This is a genomic window from Microcystis sp. LE19-8.1F (genome assembly GCF_027531715.1).
Classification (GTDB): Bacteria; Cyanobacteriota; Cyanobacteriia; order Cyanobacteriales; family Microcystaceae; genus Microcystis; species Microcystis wesenbergii_A.
Map to the genome: position 1 here is coordinate 23,620 of NZ_JAPZSO010000064.1, position 18,051 is coordinate 41,670.

An 18,051-nucleotide genomic window follows, 5' to 3' on the forward strand; every position below is an offset into this window, starting at 1 on the left:
TCCCCCCTTCCCCCCTTAATCCCCCCTTGATAAGGGGGGAAACTGATAGTTTTTAACACCTAACTACTTACAATAGGGATTAATTTTAAAACAACCAGGCAAATTTTCCCACCCCGAATTTTACATAGAGAATAATTGCCAAAACCAATAAAAATAGAAAGACAATAATTAATAAATAGTCTTTATTGGTTAAGATTGATTCCTGTAAAAATGTGCGATCGGGATCACCAGAGAAAGCTTTAGCCTGTAGAACTACCTCTAATTTTTGCGATTTAGCCATAGCGTTTAAAATTAAAGGTACAGCGATGGAAGCGTAAATTTTTCCTTTTTGCAGCCAACCCATTTTTTCTATTGCTAATCCTCGTAATCTTTGAGCAGAAATAATCGATCGAGATTCTTCTACTAGGAGAGGAAATAAACGCAGGGTAGAGGAAAAAATAAAGACTATTTTGTAAGGAATTCTGGCTTTAGTTAAACTCACCATCATCTGATTTATATCGGTGGTAAAAATAGCGAGGGGAATAATTAAAACCATCGTGAGAGTTTTAAAGATAACATTTAAACCGTAGAGGGTTCCCTCCACAGTCATTTTAGTAGAACCGACAGTTAATAAGGGAGTTAATTCAGTTTTTCCCGTTAAAGCTTTTACCTGTTCCACATTAAAAAATCCCATGGTAATTAATAAGAATAGATAAAAGGGAGCCATGAATTTTAAAATAGTGAGGAGATAAGACCATTTTACCCCCGCCCAGAGACAAGCTAAAGCGACAATAAGAGTTAGAAAACCGCCAGCGAGGGGACTTTCCCAAGTAAAAGCGATGAGAGTAACCACGATCATCATGGTTAATTTGGTCCGAAAATCTAGGCGAGTAAAAGGAGAATCTCGATCGACGGTTTGCCAGTTAAATGATTGCATAATCAAGAAAAAAGTTAGTAAGTAGCTAGGTGTTAAAAACTGTCAGATGCCCCCCTTATTAAGGGGGGATTAAGGTGGGATCGGCACACCCCTTATTAAGGGGGGATTGAGGGGGGAACTATCTTCAATTTAATTATAACTACTTACTTAAGGGAATGAGTTAATTACCCATCCCCATTAATCCACTAGGAAGGGTTAGCAACTCTCTTCATTTGCTCTTGAATTTCGGGGTTATAAATCTGGAGATAATTCCAATAATTGCCAAACACCGATTCTATATAACCCTTAGTTTCTCTGAAGGGAATATTCTCGACAAATTCATCGTGATCGCTAAAATCGAAACGCTGTTTCCATTTGGAAACTGCCCCAGGTCCAGCGTTATAACTAGCCACGGCAAAAAGTGAATTTCCAGCGAATTTGCCATGGGTATAATCGAGATACCATGTCCCCATCATAATGTTATCTTCGGGATTAGTTAAAGAATAACTTTTATTGCCAGTATTACCCGCGATATATTTACCCGTATCGGGCATAATTTGCATTAATCCCACTGCCCCCACAGGAGAACGAATTTCTTTTTCAAAGCGGGATTCTTGCCGGATTAAAGCCGTCACTAGCAGGGGATTTAATTGTCTATCTTTTGACCATTCCAGGATAGTATCGTAGTAGGGGAAAGGGAATAAAGCGTGCCAGTATTTATCATTTTGTCGCAGGGCTTTCCATGCTTCCCTTTCCTCCGGGGTATCTCTTTCTCGCAAGCGCCAAATCAGGTTAATTCCTTCTAAATTTTGATTGCGAGAGAGTTTATAGACACCGAGGTTAAATTGTTCGTCAACGGTTAAATTCCAGGGATCGACAATTTCTGCTTGCCAGAGATTCCAAGCGTCCGTATCTTCACCAATTCGATATAATTCCTTGAAAGCTTCCGAACCGGCGGGAGGATCGTTACGAGTGGCGGGTTTGACGGTGGTAGGATTATAGGAGCGGACAGTGGTAAAATCCCCCACATCCCAACCTAATAAAACCGCCGAGCGCCAAGCATAATAGGAATGGGGATGACGAGAAATAGTGTAGGTAAAAGCTTGTTTTGCTTCTTGGTTTTTGCCGAGTTTTTGCGCCCATTTTCCCACCCAAAACGCCGCTTTCGGGGCAATTTGACTATCGGGATTATTAACCGCAATTGGCTGCGCCCACTGCCACGCCTTGGCGTAATCACCGGATTTAGCGGCTCTTTGGGCCATTAACCAGCGATAATCGGCGGCTTCGTCGGATTTTGGGTATTTATTTAATAAAGTCTGCCATGTTTGACTAGCGGCCTGGGCATTAGTTGAGTTGAGTAATTTGGCTTTCGCTTCCAAAGCTTCCGGAGCGCGATCGGGAAATTGCTTGACAATGCGATCGAGATATGCTATGGCATCGCGGTTAGGAGAAATTTGGGCGAGTCGCAGTAATCCCAAACCGGTTTCTGAGGCTTGGGGATAGGTTTTAATTAGTTTTTGGTAAGCGCTGCGAGCTTCTGGCAGTTTTTTGGCAATTTGTAGCCCGCGGGCGTAACGATAGGCTTGTTCGGGGCTAGGAGTGGCTTTAGCGTAAGCTTTATAGGCTTTTTCGTACAATCCCGACTGCCAATAACCCGCCCCAATCATTGCCCAATCGGCCGGAGTTAACTGCTCGGCGTAGTCTTTCACCAAACGATCGCGGGCCTGATTGAGGGTAGGATCAAAAGGATTAGCCTTGGCTAACTGCAACCATAAGGGAAATTGATCGGGATTTTCTTGAAGACGTTGGCGAATTAAAGCCAAAGTGCGCGGGTGTCGGGGGTATTCCTTGAGCAATTTTTCATGATAACTGGGGTCGTATTTGCCCAAAGCATAGTAAGCTTCCGCCACTACGGGCGATTGGGGATAGGTTTCCACTAATTTTTGCCAAATTTCTTGCGCTCTTTCACTATCATTGGTTAATTCGTGGGCGCGTCCCTGTTTGAGGAGAATCTGGGGAGCGAGAACAGGATATTGTTTTTCTAAGCCTTCTAATTGTTTTAAAGCCGGACCACCTTCATATTTTCTCAATAAATCCATAGCCAAGAGATAGCGGGCGCGACTACGATCTAAAGAGGGCGCATTGGCATCAGCAACATCTTTTAACTTGACATCTCGCTCGGTTTGTGGTAAAGAAGTGCTATCAACTACGGCAGAGGGTTGGTTAGGAGCTTGGCTAGGAAGCGAAGCACTATTGCGATCGAGCCAAGCGAGAATTTTCGGGTGAAAGAGAAAGAGACTGGTGAGAGTAAAAAGCGCAACCCCAGAACCTAGTCCAAGAATGAGCGGGGTGTGAGGGGGGAATTTCTTAAACATTACCTTATTAAAGACAGTAACTCAACATACATTATCAATGATCGTGGTGACAGGTTGTTTGTTTCAATCAGGTTGGGGAAGTGGGGTGTGGGGTGTGGGGTGTGGGGTGTGGGGAGGTGGGGAAGTGGGGAGAATAAATAAAATAATCTCCTGTCTCCTATCTCCTGACTCCTATCTCCTGACTCCTATCTCCTGACTCCTGATCACTGATCCCTGAGATATGGTACGCTAAACAGGATTTAAGTATTATTAATGATTACTATGAAACAGCGCGGCGTGACGGTTTGGTTAACAGGATTGAGCGGTGCGGGAAAAAGCACGATTACCGAGGCATTACAGGCAAAATTAATCGCTGAAGGTTATTCCATTGAAGTTCTCGATGGCGATATAGTACGTACGAACCTCACCAAAGGTTTAGGATTTAGTAAAGAGGATCGCGATGAAAATATCCGTCGCATTGGTTTTGTGTCTAATTTGCTCACCCGTCACGGTGTAATTGTCCTAGTTTCGGCCATTTCTCCCTATCGTGAGATTCGCGAGGAAGTACGGGGGAAAATTGGCAGTTTTGTCGAAGTTTTCGTGAATGCTCCCTTAAGCGTCTGTGAGGATCGCGATGTGAAAGGATTATATAAAAGAGCGCGTGCTGGCGAAATCAAGTCTTTTACGGGAATTGATGATCCCTATGAACCACCTTTTAACCCGGAAGTGGAATGCCGCACCGATTTAGAGACTTTAGAGGAAAGTGTCGCCAAAGTCTGGGACAAATTGACGGAATTAGGCTACATTAATCAAGCTGTGGCGGTTTGATTAATGTATAACTTTGTATTGTTGGAAAATATCGTAGGGACGTGGACTAAAAACGTCTCTACATCCTGATTAACCCCTTAAGCAAATTTGTTAGTTAATCTCCTTTTCTTCAGTACCTAAGCCAAGTTAATTATACCTCTCCCTAACCCTCTGGCTAAAGTGCAAGAGTGCCTAAACAGTAATCAGTGATCAGTAAACAGTGAAAAGACAGTAGGAAACTTCTATTTAATACTGCTCACTTAAAACTCAAATCTGATAACTGATAACTGATAACTGTCTCGACTAGCAAATTAATTTTGCACGAATACTTATATTTAAAGGCGCTAAATTATTTTGAAATCTCGCTCTAGTTATTGGAACCTCATTCCCTATCTCCGTCCCCAAACCCAAACAATTATTTTGGCGTTTATCTGTACGATCGGATTTACGGTATTTTGGCCGATTTTAGCTTGGTTAGCCGGACAAATGGCCAGATATATCGGTGAGGGAAATGTGCAAGCATTGGCGACACTTTCGGGGGTGGGAGCAGTGGTTTTTTTACTGCGGGGAATGTCTCAGTATGGGCAAGATTCCCTGATGGCAAAAGCTTCTTTAAAAATTGCCCTGGAATTAAGAAAAAAAGTTTATGCACATCTGCAAACCCTCGGCTTAAATTACTTTGAAACGGCAAAAACCGGTGATTTATCCTATCGTTTAACGGAAGATATCGATCGCATTGGGGAAGTAATTAATAAATTTTTCCATGATTTTATTCCCTCAGCCTTACAGTTAATTGTCGTCTTTGCCTATATGTTTATTGTTAACTGGCAATTGACGATCGCTGTCATTATTATCGCTCCTTTGTTGGGAGTTTTGGTGGGATTTTTTGGTGAAAAATTATTACAATATGCTCGTCGCGCCCAAGCGAAAATATCTAATCTTTCTGCGTTATTAACCGAAGTTTTTAGCGGTATTCGTGTGGTGCAAGCTTTCGCTGCTGAAGATTATCAAACCGAGCTTTTTGCCAAAGAAGCGGAGGAAAATCGCCGCGCTCAATACCTATCAGAATCCACCAAAGCTTTACAATACGTCGTGGTGGGATTCTTACAAGCTCTCGGTGTCATCTTTTTATTCTTTCTCGCTGGTTGGCAAATTTCCCAAAAGAATTTAACTGGAATTGACTTTGTTAGTTATGTGGCAGCGGTGGCAATGTTAATCGATCCCATCGCCCATATTACCAGTAATTATAATCAATTTAAACAGGGTCAAGCCTCCATGGATCGGATTTTTGAATTGTTAGCTATTCTGCCGACAATTACCGAAAAACCGAATGGGATCAATCTGCAACCCCACAGCAAAGAAGTTGAATATTGTCAAGTAAATTTTTCTTACAATGAGGACAGACAGGTTTTAAAAAATATTAATTTTACTGCACACGCTGGCGAAATGATTGCTTTAGTGGGAGCATCGGGAGCGGGAAAAACCACTTTAGTTAATCTTTTATTGCGTTTTTATGACCCCACTGCCGGCAAGATTTTAATCGATGGGGTGGATATTCGTGATGTGACTTTAAAAAGTCTCCGGCGACAAATTGGCGTAGTTTTGCAGGAAAATATTCTCTTTTCTGGTACTATAGCCCAAAATATCGCTTTTGGCCAGGGAGATTTTAATCTGCAAGAGGTGGAAAAAGCGGCAAAAATTGCCAACGCTCATCAATTTATTGGTGAACTTTCCCAGGGTTACTATACCTATGTGGGAGAAAGAGGTGTTAATTTATCGGGTGGACAAAGACAAAGAATCGCCATCGCGCGAGCGGTTTTATCTAATCCGAGAATTTTAATTTTAGATGAAGCGACTTCAGCGCTCGATTCGGAATCGGAAGCTTTAGTGCAGGAAGCTTTAGAAAGAATTATGACGGAGCGCACGGTATTTGTTATTGCTCACCGATTAGCAACTGTCAGAAAAGCTAACCGTATTTTAGTTTTAGAAAAGGGTGAAATTATCGAGGTGGGTAATCACGAGGAGTTATTAAATCTTAATGGTCGTTACGCTCAATTTCATGCTAGACAATTTCAAGATTAGTCTATTTGGCGTTAAGAGTTGGGCATTATTTCTGATTTTATCACTCAAGCCAAGTTTTTGGGGGGTTCTACCCCCCAAACCCCTAGGGTTGATTCAAGGTAGGGTTGATTCATGAATCAACCCTACCCGAACCCCGGAGCGCATTAGTTTTTCGGTGGGATGCTTACACGCGGTTGTTCATATACTTGTACTAATTTAAGAGTCACCGATATAGCAGTTATCTTAATGGTGAGGTAGGAAGTTTTCGTTTTGGAAAGTCAGTTGCGGAATTAGGTTAGACTTCATCTTTAGGGAAACGCTGTAAGTATCCAGACAGAATTAATTATAGATATTTTTCCGTTCCCTCTACTTAGGGTTTTTTTCGGGGAATTCCTCGCAAAGCTAAAACATCATCGAGGGTGGAACAATAGTTTTTTAAACCAAAATCAGCAGGAGTATAGGTTTTAATGTGGGTGAAGTGGCGATAATTCATGGCAAAGCGGTCCCATGCTTCCATCTGCAAGTTAAAAACTTTGATAAAAAAGTTAGCGATGGTTAAAGATAAAGGAATGCGAAAGTAGATTTTTTTGTTTAAATAAGTGCAGATTTCCTCCACTGCTTGGTTAGCTGTTGTGCGTTGATTGCCTAGAACAATTTTGCTTTCTGGTGCGGGATTTTCGATTAAATAATTCACCACTTGAGCTATATCTTTGGCATGGATAAAATGAAAACTGCCATCAGCTTGAAACCAACGCACTAAACCGATATATTTCAACACATCTGGTAAACCGCCATAGATATGAGAATAGGGTTTATTTTCGTCACCACCTAAGACAAAAGTGGGGTATAAAGTGATAATTTTATCGGCAATTTCTAGGTCAGTAAATTTACTATAACAAATATATTTAGTGCGAATATAATTAGTTCCTATCTCCCCAGCTTCGGGCAAAGGTTGATTATTTTGATTGAGAATACTGGCAGTAGAAAAATAGAGGACTTTCTCGCATATCTGAGCATCTAAATAACTAATTAATTCTAGGGTTTTTACCACATTAATCTGATAACTTTCCTCCTCTCCTCCCCAACTGGTAGCGATTAAAATCGCCCTATTCATTGTTTTTAAAAGCTCCGCATATACCCCAATATTTTGCATATCGCCTAAAAGTATATGAACATTTGATCGCCCTTGGTAAGTAAATTTTAACTTCTCTGGATTACGCACTAAAAAATATAATTCATAGTCGGGATTTTCCAGTAAAATTTCGGCGATATAATGCCCAATACAGCCACTCACACCCGTTAGAAATATTTTTTTCATTTGATCACTAGGACAGAGAAATTAGATTTGTTGATAGGGTTTAGGTGTGGGGTATTGAGTCGGGGATATTGAGTTAGGGGTTAGGGATTTTTTAGTTTTCTGCCAAGATTCCCTATCGATCATTTCCTAACCCCTATTCCCTAAACCTAGATAACGACATCCTAGGCGTGAACTGCTAATAATTGATCCGCTTGTTTAGCAGTTTCAAAGAAGAAACGCACGTTATCTTCAGGAGTTCCCACTAAAACACCATGACCTAAATTAAGAATATGGCCTTGATTACCCGCTTTACGAATAGTATCAAGAATCCGCTCGCGAATAAAAGACTGGGAACCGAATAAAACCCCCGGATCGATATTACCTTGAACCATCATCGATTTACCTAAACGCTGTCTCGCTTCCGCCATATCCACGGTCCAATCGACGCTCACAATATCAACCCCCGATTGAGCCATTCTTTCCAAAACGCCGGCGCTGCCACTAATGTAGAGAATTAAGGGTGTATCGGGATGGGTTTCTTTCACCAAACGAACTACTTTTTGTTGATAGGGTAAGGCAAAAACATCGTAATCTTGGGGAGTTAATTGACCCGCCCAAGAATCAAACATTTGTACTACTTGCGCCCCACAATCGATTTGATAACGGACATAGGTGGCGATCATATCCGCTAATTTATCTAAAAATTGGTGCAGTACCGAAGGTTCCGAAAAAGCCATCCCTTTAATCACAGAATAACTTTTAGAACCTTTCCCTTCCACTGTATATGCTGCTAAAGTCCAAGGCGCTCCGACAAAACCGAGGACAGTGGATTTATTTCCCACCTCTTGACGCAGGGTTTTTAAAATCGTTTTGATAAAAGGTAAAGACTGATCGGGATCGAGGGGATTAAGTTGATCCACCTGCGCTTGAGTACGAATGGGAGAATCGATAATCGGCCCCTTACTTTCGATAATATCAAAGGGAATACCAATTCCCGCCAAGGGAGTGAGGATATCGGAGAACATGATCACCCCATCCGGTTGAAAAGCGCGCCAAGGTTGCAGGGAGATTTCGATCGCTAAATCGGCATTTTCCGATCTTTCCCGAAAACTGGGGTATTTATCCCGCAATTCTCGATAAATCTGCATATAACGTCCTGCTTGTCTCATCATCCACACGGGAGGACGGGGTAAGATTTCTCCTTTGGCAGCGCGTAATAAATAAGGTATTTCAGGGGAGTCAGTCATATCACGATGATTATTCTATTGCCTTTTCTACGGTATCATCCCCCGTACAGCTAATTTTTCTGGTTTTTCCTTAAGAATTGTTAACGAAAATTATCCCCCTTTGCATTGAAACTGGGTACTGGAAATTGTAGTACAATCTTTTGGGTTGAGACAGGGTGTAGAGTGTAGGCTATAGGGATAAGTTGATAAAATCTATGGCGGATTCAAAAATTCAATCTTACCGAGATTTAAGAGTTTGGCAGGAGGCCGTAAATTTAGCTGAAAGTTGCTATCGTCTCACTAAAACTTTTCCCAAAGAAGAGCTTTATGGGATGACAACACAGATTCGCCGAGCTTCGGTGTCAATAGCAGCGAATATTGCCGAGGGGTATGGACGCAAAACCCGGGGAGAATACATCCAATTTTTGTACATAGCTCAAGGTTCTCTCAAAGAGTTGGAGACTCATTGGTTAATCTCTCAAAGAGTTGAACTAGCTTCCCCTCAGAGCGTCAATCCTATTCTTAATCAATGTGAATCAGTAGGCCGACTCCTGCTAACTTTGATTCGCGCTCTTGAAAATAAATAACCCCCACACCCTACACCCCACACCCTACACCCCACACCCTACACCCTGCTCCCCACCCTGGGATGAATTCGACGCAATCGCAAGGCATTCGTCACCACGGAAAGGGAACTTAAAGCCATGGCAGCACCGGCAATAATCGGATTGAGCAGAAAAGGACAGAGGACTCCGGCAGCGATGGGAATGGCAATCAAGTTATAAATAAAAGCAAAAAAGAGATTTTCTTTGATATTTCGCATTGTTGCCCGACTTAACTCAATAGCGGTCACAATTCCCTCTAAATCTCCCGAAATTAAGGTTATATCACTGGCGGCGATCGCTACATCAGTCCCCGTGCCAATGGCAATACCTAAGTCCGCTTGCGCCAATGCGATCGCATCATTGATGCCATCGCCAACCATGGCGACTATTTTCCCTTTTTTCTGCAAATATTCGATTTTTTCGGCTTTTTGTTGGGGACGGAGTGCGGCAAAAAAGCGCCGGATACCCAACTCGCTGGCGATCGCTTCTGCGGTTTCGAGGTTGTCCCCCGTCATCATCATCACCTCTAAGCCCATTTTTTTGAGCTTGGCGACCACTGAGGAAGAAAAAGGTTTTAAAACGTCGGAAATGGCGATCAACCCCTCTAAATGCCCGTTAACCGCTATCCAAGCCACGGTTTTTTTCTGCCATTCCCAATCGTGGGCGACTTTTTTAAGAACTTTTGTTTCAACCCCTTGACGTTCTAACCATTGTTGTGTACCAATTTGCACGAAATCTGACCCGACTTTTCCCTGCACTCCTGCCCCAGTTATTGAGTCAAATTCGGTTACTTCTAGGGGTTTAATCTGGTTTAACTGTCCATATTTAACTATTGCTTCTCCTAACGGATGTTCAGAATGATTCTCCACCGAAACGACTAACTGCAGCAGCGATAATTCCCGTCCATCCCTCACCCCTTCGCGAGTCAAGAAGTCCGTCACCGTTGGTTTACCCTGGGTGAGAGTTCCCGTTTTATCGAGAACAATAGTAGTAATGCCCTGGGCTAATTCTAAACTTTCGGCATTTTTAATTAAAATTCCCTGTTTTGCTCCCTGTCCTGTTCCCACCATAATCGAGGTGGGTGTAGCTAATCCTAGCGCGCAGGGACAAGCGATAATTAAGACTTCCACCATTGTAATCAAAGCGAGGGTGAGATTACCCGTGCGGAGAATCCAAAATAAGAAAGTTATTACGGCAATAATCATCACCACCGGCACAAAATAAGCGGTCACTCGATCGACTAATCTTTGTATAGGTGCTTTTGATGCTTGCGCGGTTTGCACTAATCGGACAATCTGGGCTAAAACCGTATCTTTTCCCACTCGTAACGCTTGCATTTGTAGGCTACCAGTTTTATTAATTGTCGCCCCGATTACCTGTTGATTGACGGTTTTTCGCACGGGTAAACTTTCCCCCGTCACCATCGATTCATCAATGCTAGAACTGCCTTGGATAATTATGCCATCGACGGGAATTTTTTCTCCCGGACGCACTAAAATTATATCTCCTACCTTCACCTCTTCTATTGGTATATCTAGCGTCTGTTCTTCCCTAATCACCCTAGCAGTTTTTGCCTGTAATCCCATTAATTGTTTAATAGCGGCGGCCGTTTCTTTTCTGGCACGTTTTTCGAGGAAACGACCGAGTAAAATCAGAGTAATGACGATAGCTGATGCTTCGTAATAGACATGGGAATTAAACCCCTGTTTTTCGATAAAATCACTCTCGAAGGTTAAAAATAGGGAATAAAAATAGGCGGCACTGGTTCCCAAAACTACTAAAGTGTCCATGGTGGCAGTGCGATTTTTTAAAGCTTTCCAAGCATTTTTATAAAAACTTTGACCACACCAAAATTGGACAGGAGTAGCGAGAATTAATTGTAATAAGGGAGCGTGTAACCAGTGGGGAATAAAAGATAGAGATAAACCCGTCATCATCGGCAAAGAACCGATAAAAAGTATAATACTAATAACAATAGCGATCGATAGTTTAGGGAGAAGTTCTTTTTCTGGCCTGGATTCGAGATTAATTTCTGTTATCGGTGTGGCTTGGAAACCGGCATCCCTAACTTTTGCTTGAATAGTGTTAAGATCGGTACGCTTAGGGTCATAGTCCACCTCCACCTGTTCCATGCCAAAATTAACTTGACATCGAATCACTCCGGGGATAGATTTAATTATCCGCTCGATCGAATCAGCACAACCAGCGCAACTCATCCCGGCGAGTTTGAGAGTTTGATGGGTCATAATTTTAATAGCAGAGAAAGTCAGCAATAAAATCCCCTGCACCAGAGTTCTATCTTTAGGATAAAATATTCCCCTAGCTGCAGGGTCAAGAATCCTCTGTTAATTTTTCTGAATAGATATGAAGAAATGTCTAGAAATATTTCCCAAAAACGGGATAGAGAAAACCAAGCTCTTTCTGCGGCATCAAGTAGCATAGTTTACTTTGTTTTCTTTGGCAGAGTCTATCCAAAATCTCAGACATTTGTTCCTAATGAATGCCCATTCTGATAGCTTCTTGAATGGCTATCTTTTGCCATGGGTTGGCTTTTAATTTAAACTCTATGACTACGGGCTCGACCTCTCAACGGATTTAGTATCAGACTATGTTCACATTCTTCTTACTTACCCACCCCTGATGTTCTTAAGTGGGTTAATAGCCAATCTAAATTATGTTGGTCAGGTTTCATCCCTTCGGCAAAATCGAGGCTCTTCACCCGACATTCAAGATAAATATCGGGTGTATTAGGCTGCCCTAACACACCCAGAAAAGATTTTAGGGAAAATTAACCGACGACGCAGAGAATATCCGATGCGTGACTAGCGGTATTCACTTTCTCATCTACATGGCTAATTTTGCCTTCTGCATCGATGATATAGGTGACGCGCTTAGAATAGCCACCCCCATCCACATCATAAGCTTTGGTGATAGCACCATCGGTATCTACGAGCAATTGGAAGGGTAAACTATATTTTTCTTTAAATTGTGCATGGGAACCCTGGTCATCCCTGCTCACCCCGAAGACTACTATTTCCTTGTCTTGGTATTGTTCGTAGTTATCCCGGAAGCTTTGCGCTTGCTTGGTGCAGCCGGGGGTATCATCTTTGGGATAGAAGTATAAAACTACGACTTTACCTTGAAAATCCGACAGGGAAACGGTTTTTCCAGTATCGTCGGTGGTGGTAAAGTTCGGTGCGATTGTTCCAACGGTTAAAGCCATAACTCCGATTCCTTTACAAAAGTTAATCTATATTGATGATAAAGGATTAGGGTCACTTCAGCACCCCAAGACTGTCTATAAGCAGGGAGAAGGGAGAAGGGAGAGGGGAGAAGAAGTCAGATTATTTGTACTACTATTTTCACTAGGCAGTTTAAATGCAGTACAACTGAGAAGACGAACAACAAACCTCTAGAATTTGTCCTAGGATAATATTTGTCAGCTAAGAGGGGGATAATATGGGGCCATTCTGGTTAAAAGTGAGAACTTTTGGGCAAAATATCTTAATCGGTTTAGTTTTAGTGCTATTAATTGGTTTTTATGACAGTATCAGCGCTAAATCTGCCTCATTAATGATTGTTTATCCCCCCGATAATCATCAAACCACGGCATCGAGAATCTTTTTTATTGGTTCTGCTCCTCCATCGGGTCAAGTTTTGCTTAATAATCAACCGATTCAACGCAGTGCTAAAGGATATTTTGCCCCTAGTTTTCCCCTAGAAGTTGGCGAAAATAATTTCACTATTCGCTATCAAAACCAAACTATTAATCGCCAAATAATTCGTCTAGATACTCAAGCAGTTATTCCCCACGAATTAGCTTTTGCTGATAACTCTCTCAGTCCTTCTGTCAATAAGACGAGGTTAGTGGGGGAATGGATTTGTTTTAGTGCGATTGCCACTCCCCAAGCTCAGGTTTCTGTGCAGTTAGGAGATAAAATTCTGCCTCTTTTACCCCAACCTCAAACCACAAAACTGCCTAGTAATGCCGCAGTTTTAACTAATCTTAATCAAGCGAATTCCGAGGATAAAACTGGTTACTATCGAGGTTGTCAGCAGTTTAAGCAAGAGGCTAACTTAGGAAAACCTATTTTTACAGCACAATTAAATAATCGCTCGATTAGCCAACAAAGTCAAGGAGAAATTAACATTATTAGCGATCAAAATTTACCAGTGATTGAAATTATAGCAGCCCAAGGGGTAGCGCGCACGGGGCCGGGTAGTGATTATTCCCGTTTAACTCCTTTACCCCAAGGCACGAAAGCGAGAGTCACCGGGAAAGAAGGGGATTGGTTGCGGTTAGATTATGGTGGTTGGATTTTAGAGCGAGAAACCCGTTTAATAGTTAATGAAGTCCTAGATAATGCTAATATTCGTGGTCTCTCTTCTCGCAGTATCAATCAAGCAACAGAAATTATTTTTCCCCTCTCCCATCCTGTACCCATCGCCGTGAGACAAGAAGATGATAAATTTATTTTGACCCTTTATAATACCATTGCCCAAACCGATACAATTTTTCTAGTGGATAATCCCTTAGTCAGACGTTTAGATTGGCGACAAATCAACCCGACCACGATAGAATACACTTTTAATCTTAACCAAAAACAACAGTGGGGTTATAGTCTTCGTTACCAGGGGACAAATTTAATCTTAACCCTGCGTCATCCCCCGGAAAAAAGTGAAAATTTACAGGGCAAAGTTATTTTATTAGATCCCGGACACGGAGGTAAAGAAACTGGTGCTGTCGGTCCGACGGGTTACACAGAAAAAGAGATTAATTTGGTTATGTCTAAATTAATTAAACGGGAGTTAGAAAAATTGGGGGCAACAGTTTATTTAACTAGAGAAACGGACATCGACCTATCCCTACCAGCACGAGTAGAGATGATTAATAATCTGCAACCAACCCTAGCAATATCGGTTCACTATAATGCTTTACCCGATGATGGAGATGCCTTAAATACCCAAGGAATTGGCATATTTTGGTATCATCCCCAGGCAGCGGATCTATCGGTTTTTCTCCACGATTATTTAACCAAAAATCTTAACCGTCCTTCCTATGGAGTATTTTGGAATAATTTAGCTTTAACTCGTCCCTATAGTAGTCCTTCATTGTTATTAGAGTTAGGATTTATGAGTAATCCTCAAGAATTTGAATGGATTACCGATACTCAGGCACAAAAACAATTAGCGCAAGTTTTAGCCGCCGGAATTAGCCAATGGTTTCAACAATCTGGGGTAATCGCTTCCAGTTAAGATTTAATGCCCATCGGCGGGAGAGAAGCTTAAATCTTTCTGAAAAATCAAGCCCTAGCTGGAAAGCCAGTGATAGGATTTGCTGGAGTCTTTATTTTAATCCGAGGAAATTAAATCAAGTTCATGGAAAAAATGTTACCAGTGAACAGCAATCGGACAAAATAACTGATATATTAAAATATATGGTTGCCCAATCTCTAGCAGATATTCACACAGCGATCGCTGTGTGATAAAAATCGCTGGATTAGCCAACAAATAAAGATAGTTTACTGAAAATTTGCCAACAATTCACGCCCTTATAGACAACTTGATCGCTGCTCCCCTTATTAAGGGGGGATTAAGGGGGGATCAAGGGGGGATTAAGGGGGGATCAATCGCTCACCTCAAGGTTGGGGTGAGTGAATTAAATTCCACCCTCGTTATTATTCTTCTCTACCCATGACTAACTCTTTATATATCAGCACGACGGCAACGGGAAGCGGTAAAGCGTTAGTAGCTTTAGGAATTATCGACTTAATTCTCCGCAAAACTAATAAAGTTGCCTTTTTCCAGCCAATTGTTCTCGACTGTTCCGAAGGTCATCGGGACGAAGACATTGACTTAATCCTCAATTATTTTAAATTAGAACAAACCTACGAAGAAGCCTTCGGGTTATGTTACGAAGAAGTTAAGGATTTATTGGTACAACAAAAATTTGATGAAATCATTGAAAGAATTATCAAAAAGTTTAAAAACTTAGAAAAAAAATATGATTTTATCCTCTGTGAAGGTTCCGATTATCTGCAAGAAAATTCCGCCTTTGAATTTGAACTAAATACAGAAATCGCCAAAAATCTCGGCCATCCCATCTTAATATTAGGTAATGCTCACCAGCGCAGTATCGAAGATGCCCTTAGTCCGATCCTGATTTCCTGCGATACCTACCAAGATAAAGGTTGTAAGGTGATTGGGATTATTATCAATCAAGCTGAAGAGGAAAAAACAGAGGAATTACGGAAAACCCTGACTAAAATTTTCCCCCCCCAAGAATATGCCCTAGGAGTGATTCCCCATAATGCTAAACTTAGCAGCCCGCGAGTAGCAGAAATCGCCCAACAATTACAGGCAAAAGTTCTCTACGGACAGCAGAGATTAGACAGTTTAGCTAGTAACTTTCTGGTGGTGGCCATGCAGATGCAAAATGCCCTAGAGCGGCTAAAAGAAGATAGCTTAATTATCACCCCTTGGGATCGCGGCGATGTGATTATCGGGATGTTACAGGCCCACCAATCGGCCAATTATCCCCAATTAGCTGGTATAGTCTTAACAGCAGGTCATAACCTCAATCCTTCGATCGCCCGTTTAATTGAAGGTTTGCCCGATCCCTTACCGATTCTCTCCGTCACCACCGATACCTACACCACGGCCGAACGCATCCACCAAGTGCGGACGACCCTGACCTCGACGGACTACGATAAAATTAACCTCAGTCTGCAGCTTTTTCACAGTAACATCAATCTCGATCGCCTAGAAGCGCAAATTCGCACTTTGCGGACCCAGGGGATTACCCCGAAGATGTTCACCTATAATCTCGTACAACAGGCCAAAGCGCAAAAACGTCACATCGTTTTGGCCGAAGGGACCGAACCGCGCATCCTCCAGGCGGCCACAGTTTTAATCGAACAGGATATCGTCGATTTAACCCTCCTGGGACAACCGGACGAGATCGCAATGGTGATTAAAAAACATGGTATCACTCTCGATCTCGATCGCCTGCAAATTATTGACCCCGTGGCTAGTCCCCATTTTGAAAGCTATGTGCAGACCCTCTACGAAGCGAGAAAAGCCAAGGGAATGAATCTCGACATGGCCCGGGATTATGCACAGGATGTCTCCTATTTTGGCACTTTAATGGTGTATCAAGGCGATGCTGATGGTATGGTATCGGGGGCAGTGCATACCACTCAACACACGATTCGGCCTGCACTCCAGATTATCAAAACTAAGCCCGATTGTGCGATCGTCTCCTCGGTTTTTTTTATGTGTCTAGAGGATCGAGTCTTGGTCTATGGGGATTGTGCGGTGAATCCCGACCCCAGTGCCGAGGAATTAGCCGAAATCGCCCTATCTTCTGCCGAAACCGCCCAAAAATTCGGAATTGAACCGCGAATCGCCCTGCTTTCCTATTCTTCGGGTCAATCGGGCCAGGGAGAAGACGTGGAAAAAGTACGACAAGCGACCAAAATCGCTAGGGAAAAACGCCCCGATTTGAAGCTAGAAGGGCCGATTCAGTACGATGCGGCCGTGGATAAGGAAGTAGCCGCCCAAAAAATGCCGGGGTCAGAGGTGGCGGGCCAAGCGACGGTGTTTATTTTTCCTGACCTGAATACAGGGAATAATACTTATAAAGCCGTGCAGCGGGAAACGAAAGCTTTAGCGATTGGTCCAATCCTACAGGGATTAAAAAAACCCGTCAATGATCTCAGTCGCGGTTGTACCGTTCCCGATATTATCAATACGGTGGTAATCACAGCAATTCAATCCCAATCTTTTTGAGTTATCGTCATTTCAGAACAGAGAGAGAGTTTACCAATTTTTACCTTGATCGATATTTCCCAAAAACTAGCAATACTTACAAAAACATTATCGGTATTTTCAAGACTATCTCGCAGCGAAACAGGCAAAATCGGGTAATCCTCAGCTAACCAGATAAAGACATGAGTATCTATTAAAGCACTCCTGATTACCTATAGTCCTCAAAGTCTTCTAAGGGAGCATCAAAGTCATTAGCTAAAGGTAAAACGAAAGTTCCTTTTATTGAACCAGCTAAAGTTCTTTTAACAGTTACAGATTCTTTTGCTGCTTGTTTATTTTCTTCTGTTTGGTCAGACTTAGTGAGCAAATATTCGGCATAATGTAAAAGTTCATTTTTGAGAGCATCGGGCATATTCTCAACTATATTCTTAAGGGCTGAATCTATACTCATAATGGCTCACTTTTAGTTAAATTAATGAATATTTAGGGAAAGTAGCGATAAAATTCACGTCGGTGTAGGAGCCGCATTACCTCAATGTTATTATCAACAACGGCTATTCCTAATCGATATTCACCAAGGCGTATTCGGTAGCGATTGGTAGCTCCCTTCATTGGCTTGACATTACCAATATCCTGCAATGATTTGGCATTGGGTAAATCTCTAAAAGCAAGCTGTAAAATTTGTTCATAAACAGGCTGGTTTTTCAATGCCTTCAAATCTTTGAGAAATCTTTTTCGATATTGAACCTTCAAGGGAAATCTATTCCTCCAAATAAGCCAGTGCCTCTTCGATATCTAATAGTGGACTCTGCTGTGCCTCATCCATCGCTTGGTTAAGGCAGTAGTCTTCTATTGCTTCGGTGAACTCTTCACAAGACATATCTTCTTGGGGAAATACTTGTCTCCATAGTTCAATCGGAATAACAACGGCTTTGGGTTGTCCGTTTTGGTCAGTTAGGTATTCTATTGAAAGCATAGACAAGACTTGTCAAGTTTGATAAGTCTATGATATAGCACTACGCGATTACATTAGAAA

The 18,051-nt window shown here is 42.1% G+C and carries 17 protein-coding genes; 7 read left to right on the plus strand and 10 right to left on the minus strand.

The features are described from left to right. Positions 1 to 85 precede the first annotated feature (85 nt). A complete protein-coding gene (locus tag O9334_RS06575; RefSeq protein ID WP_045362862.1) occupies positions 86 to 916 on the minus strand; it encodes an energy-coupling factor transporter transmembrane component T family protein in 831 nt (276 codons plus the stop codon). 185 nt (positions 917 to 1,101) lie between these two features. Further along, complete coding sequence (locus O9334_RS06580) at positions 1,102 to 3,270, minus strand: lytic transglycosylase domain-containing protein (RefSeq protein WP_045362820.1); 2,169 nt, start codon at positions 3,268 to 3,270, stop codon at positions 1,102 to 1,104. A 37-nt stretch (positions 3,271 to 3,307) separates the two neighbouring features. On the opposite strand from O9334_RS06580, the gene O9334_RS06585 reads away from it, so the two are divergent. The 3 genes from O9334_RS06585 to O9334_RS06595 all read left to right on the plus strand — a co-directional run bounded on the left by O9334_RS06585 (position 3,308) and on the right by O9334_RS06595 (position 6,138). Further along, positions 3,308 to 3,466 carry a hypothetical protein gene (locus tag O9334_RS06585; protein WP_287999699.1) on the plus strand — a complete coding sequence of 53 codons (159 nt, stop codon included), beginning with the start codon at positions 3,308 to 3,310 and terminating at the stop codon, positions 3,464 to 3,466. Positions 3,467 to 3,531: 65 nt separating this feature from the next. Beyond that, the gene (gene cysC, locus O9334_RS06590; protein ID WP_045362818.1) at positions 3,532 to 4,077 is read left to right on the plus strand and encodes an adenylyl-sulfate kinase; all 546 of its coding nucleotides are present in this window, start codon (positions 3,532 to 3,534) and stop codon (positions 4,075 to 4,077) included. 333 nt (positions 4,078 to 4,410) lie between these two features. Then, positions 4,411 to 6,138, plus strand: a complete 1,728-nt coding sequence (locus O9334_RS06595; RefSeq protein ID WP_190381792.1) for an ABC transporter ATP-binding protein — start codon at positions 4,411 to 4,413, stop codon at positions 6,136 to 6,138. Positions 6,139 to 6,487: 349 nt separating this feature from the next. On the opposite strand, the gene O9334_RS06600 is transcribed toward O9334_RS06595, so the two are convergent. Both O9334_RS06600 and hemE read right to left on the minus strand, forming a co-directional pair. Continuing rightward, positions 6,488 to 7,435, minus strand: coding sequence for an NAD-dependent epimerase/dehydratase family protein (locus tag O9334_RS06600; RefSeq protein ID WP_287999700.1), 948 nt, complete (start codon positions 7,433 to 7,435; stop codon positions 6,488 to 6,490). Positions 7,436 to 7,596: 161 nt separating this feature from the next. Then, complete coding sequence (gene hemE / locus O9334_RS06605) at positions 7,597 to 8,661, minus strand: uroporphyrinogen decarboxylase (RefSeq protein WP_190380734.1); 1,065 nt, start codon at positions 8,659 to 8,661, stop codon at positions 7,597 to 7,599. A gap of 194 nt (positions 8,662 to 8,855) precedes the next feature. On the opposite strand from hemE, the gene O9334_RS06610 reads away from it, so the two are divergent. Beyond that, a complete protein-coding gene (locus tag O9334_RS06610; RefSeq protein WP_002784626.1) occupies positions 8,856 to 9,227 on the plus strand; it encodes a four helix bundle protein in 372 nt (123 codons plus the stop codon). A gap of 38 nt (positions 9,228 to 9,265) precedes the next feature. On the opposite strand, the gene O9334_RS06615 is transcribed toward O9334_RS06610, so the two are convergent. Together O9334_RS06615 and O9334_RS06620 are read right to left on the minus strand one after the other, a co-directional pair. After that, positions 9,266 to 11,491 (minus strand): heavy metal translocating P-type ATPase, encoded by a 2,226-nt coding sequence (locus tag O9334_RS06615; protein ID WP_287999701.1) that lies wholly within the window; start codon positions 11,489 to 11,491, stop codon positions 9,266 to 9,268. A gap of 542 nt (positions 11,492 to 12,033) precedes the next feature. Next, complete coding sequence (locus tag O9334_RS06620) at positions 12,034 to 12,468, minus strand: peroxiredoxin (RefSeq protein ID WP_002784120.1); 435 nt, start codon at positions 12,466 to 12,468, stop codon at positions 12,034 to 12,036. Between the two features lie 236 nt (positions 12,469 to 12,704). Between O9334_RS06620 and O9334_RS06625 the strand changes: the two genes are divergently transcribed. The 3 genes from O9334_RS06625 to pta all read left to right on the plus strand — a co-directional run bounded on the left by O9334_RS06625 (position 12,705) and on the right by pta (position 17,036). Continuing rightward, entirely contained in the window at positions 12,705 to 14,501 is a 1,797-nt protein-coding gene (locus O9334_RS06625) for an N-acetylmuramoyl-L-alanine amidase family protein (protein WP_287999702.1), read from the plus strand. Continuing rightward, a complete protein-coding gene (locus O9334_RS06630) occupies positions 14,465 to 14,731 on the plus strand; it encodes a hypothetical protein (protein WP_287999703.1) in 267 nt (88 codons plus the stop codon). The genes O9334_RS06625 and O9334_RS06630 overlap by 37 nt, the downstream gene beginning before the upstream one ends. A 208-nt stretch (positions 14,732 to 14,939) precedes the next feature. After that, complete coding sequence (gene pta, locus O9334_RS06635; protein ID WP_287999704.1) at positions 14,940 to 17,036, plus strand: phosphate acetyltransferase; 2,097 nt, start codon at positions 14,940 to 14,942, stop codon at positions 17,034 to 17,036. On the opposite strand, the gene O9334_RS23115 is transcribed toward pta, so the two are convergent. Genes O9334_RS23115 through O9334_RS06650 form a run of 4 tightly spaced genes read right to left on the minus strand, consistent with a single transcriptional unit; the run spans position 17,018 to position 17,991 of the window. Further along, entirely contained in the window at positions 17,018 to 17,224 is a 207-nt protein-coding gene (locus O9334_RS23115) for a PIN domain-containing protein (RefSeq protein ID WP_204377826.1), read from the minus strand. The genes pta and O9334_RS23115 overlap by 19 nt on opposite strands. Next, the gene (vapB, locus tag O9334_RS06640) at positions 17,224 to 17,466 is read right to left on the minus strand and encodes a type II toxin-antitoxin system VapB family antitoxin (protein ID WP_045362797.1); all 243 of its coding nucleotides are present in this window, start codon (positions 17,464 to 17,466) and stop codon (positions 17,224 to 17,226) included. Before vapB ends, O9334_RS23115 begins: the two co-directional genes overlap by 1 nt. Positions 17,467 to 17,498: 32 nt before the next feature. After that, positions 17,499 to 17,768: a type II toxin-antitoxin system RelE family toxin gene (locus O9334_RS06645; protein ID WP_002792733.1), complete on the minus strand. Its 270-nt coding sequence runs from the start codon at positions 17,766 to 17,768 to the stop codon at positions 17,499 to 17,501. Positions 17,769 to 17,775: 7 nt separating this feature from the next. Further along, positions 17,776 to 17,991: a RelB antitoxin-like protein gene (locus O9334_RS06650; RefSeq protein ID WP_002801839.1), complete on the minus strand. Its 216-nt coding sequence runs from the start codon at positions 17,989 to 17,991 to the stop codon at positions 17,776 to 17,778. Positions 17,992 to 18,051 lie beyond the last annotated feature (60 nt).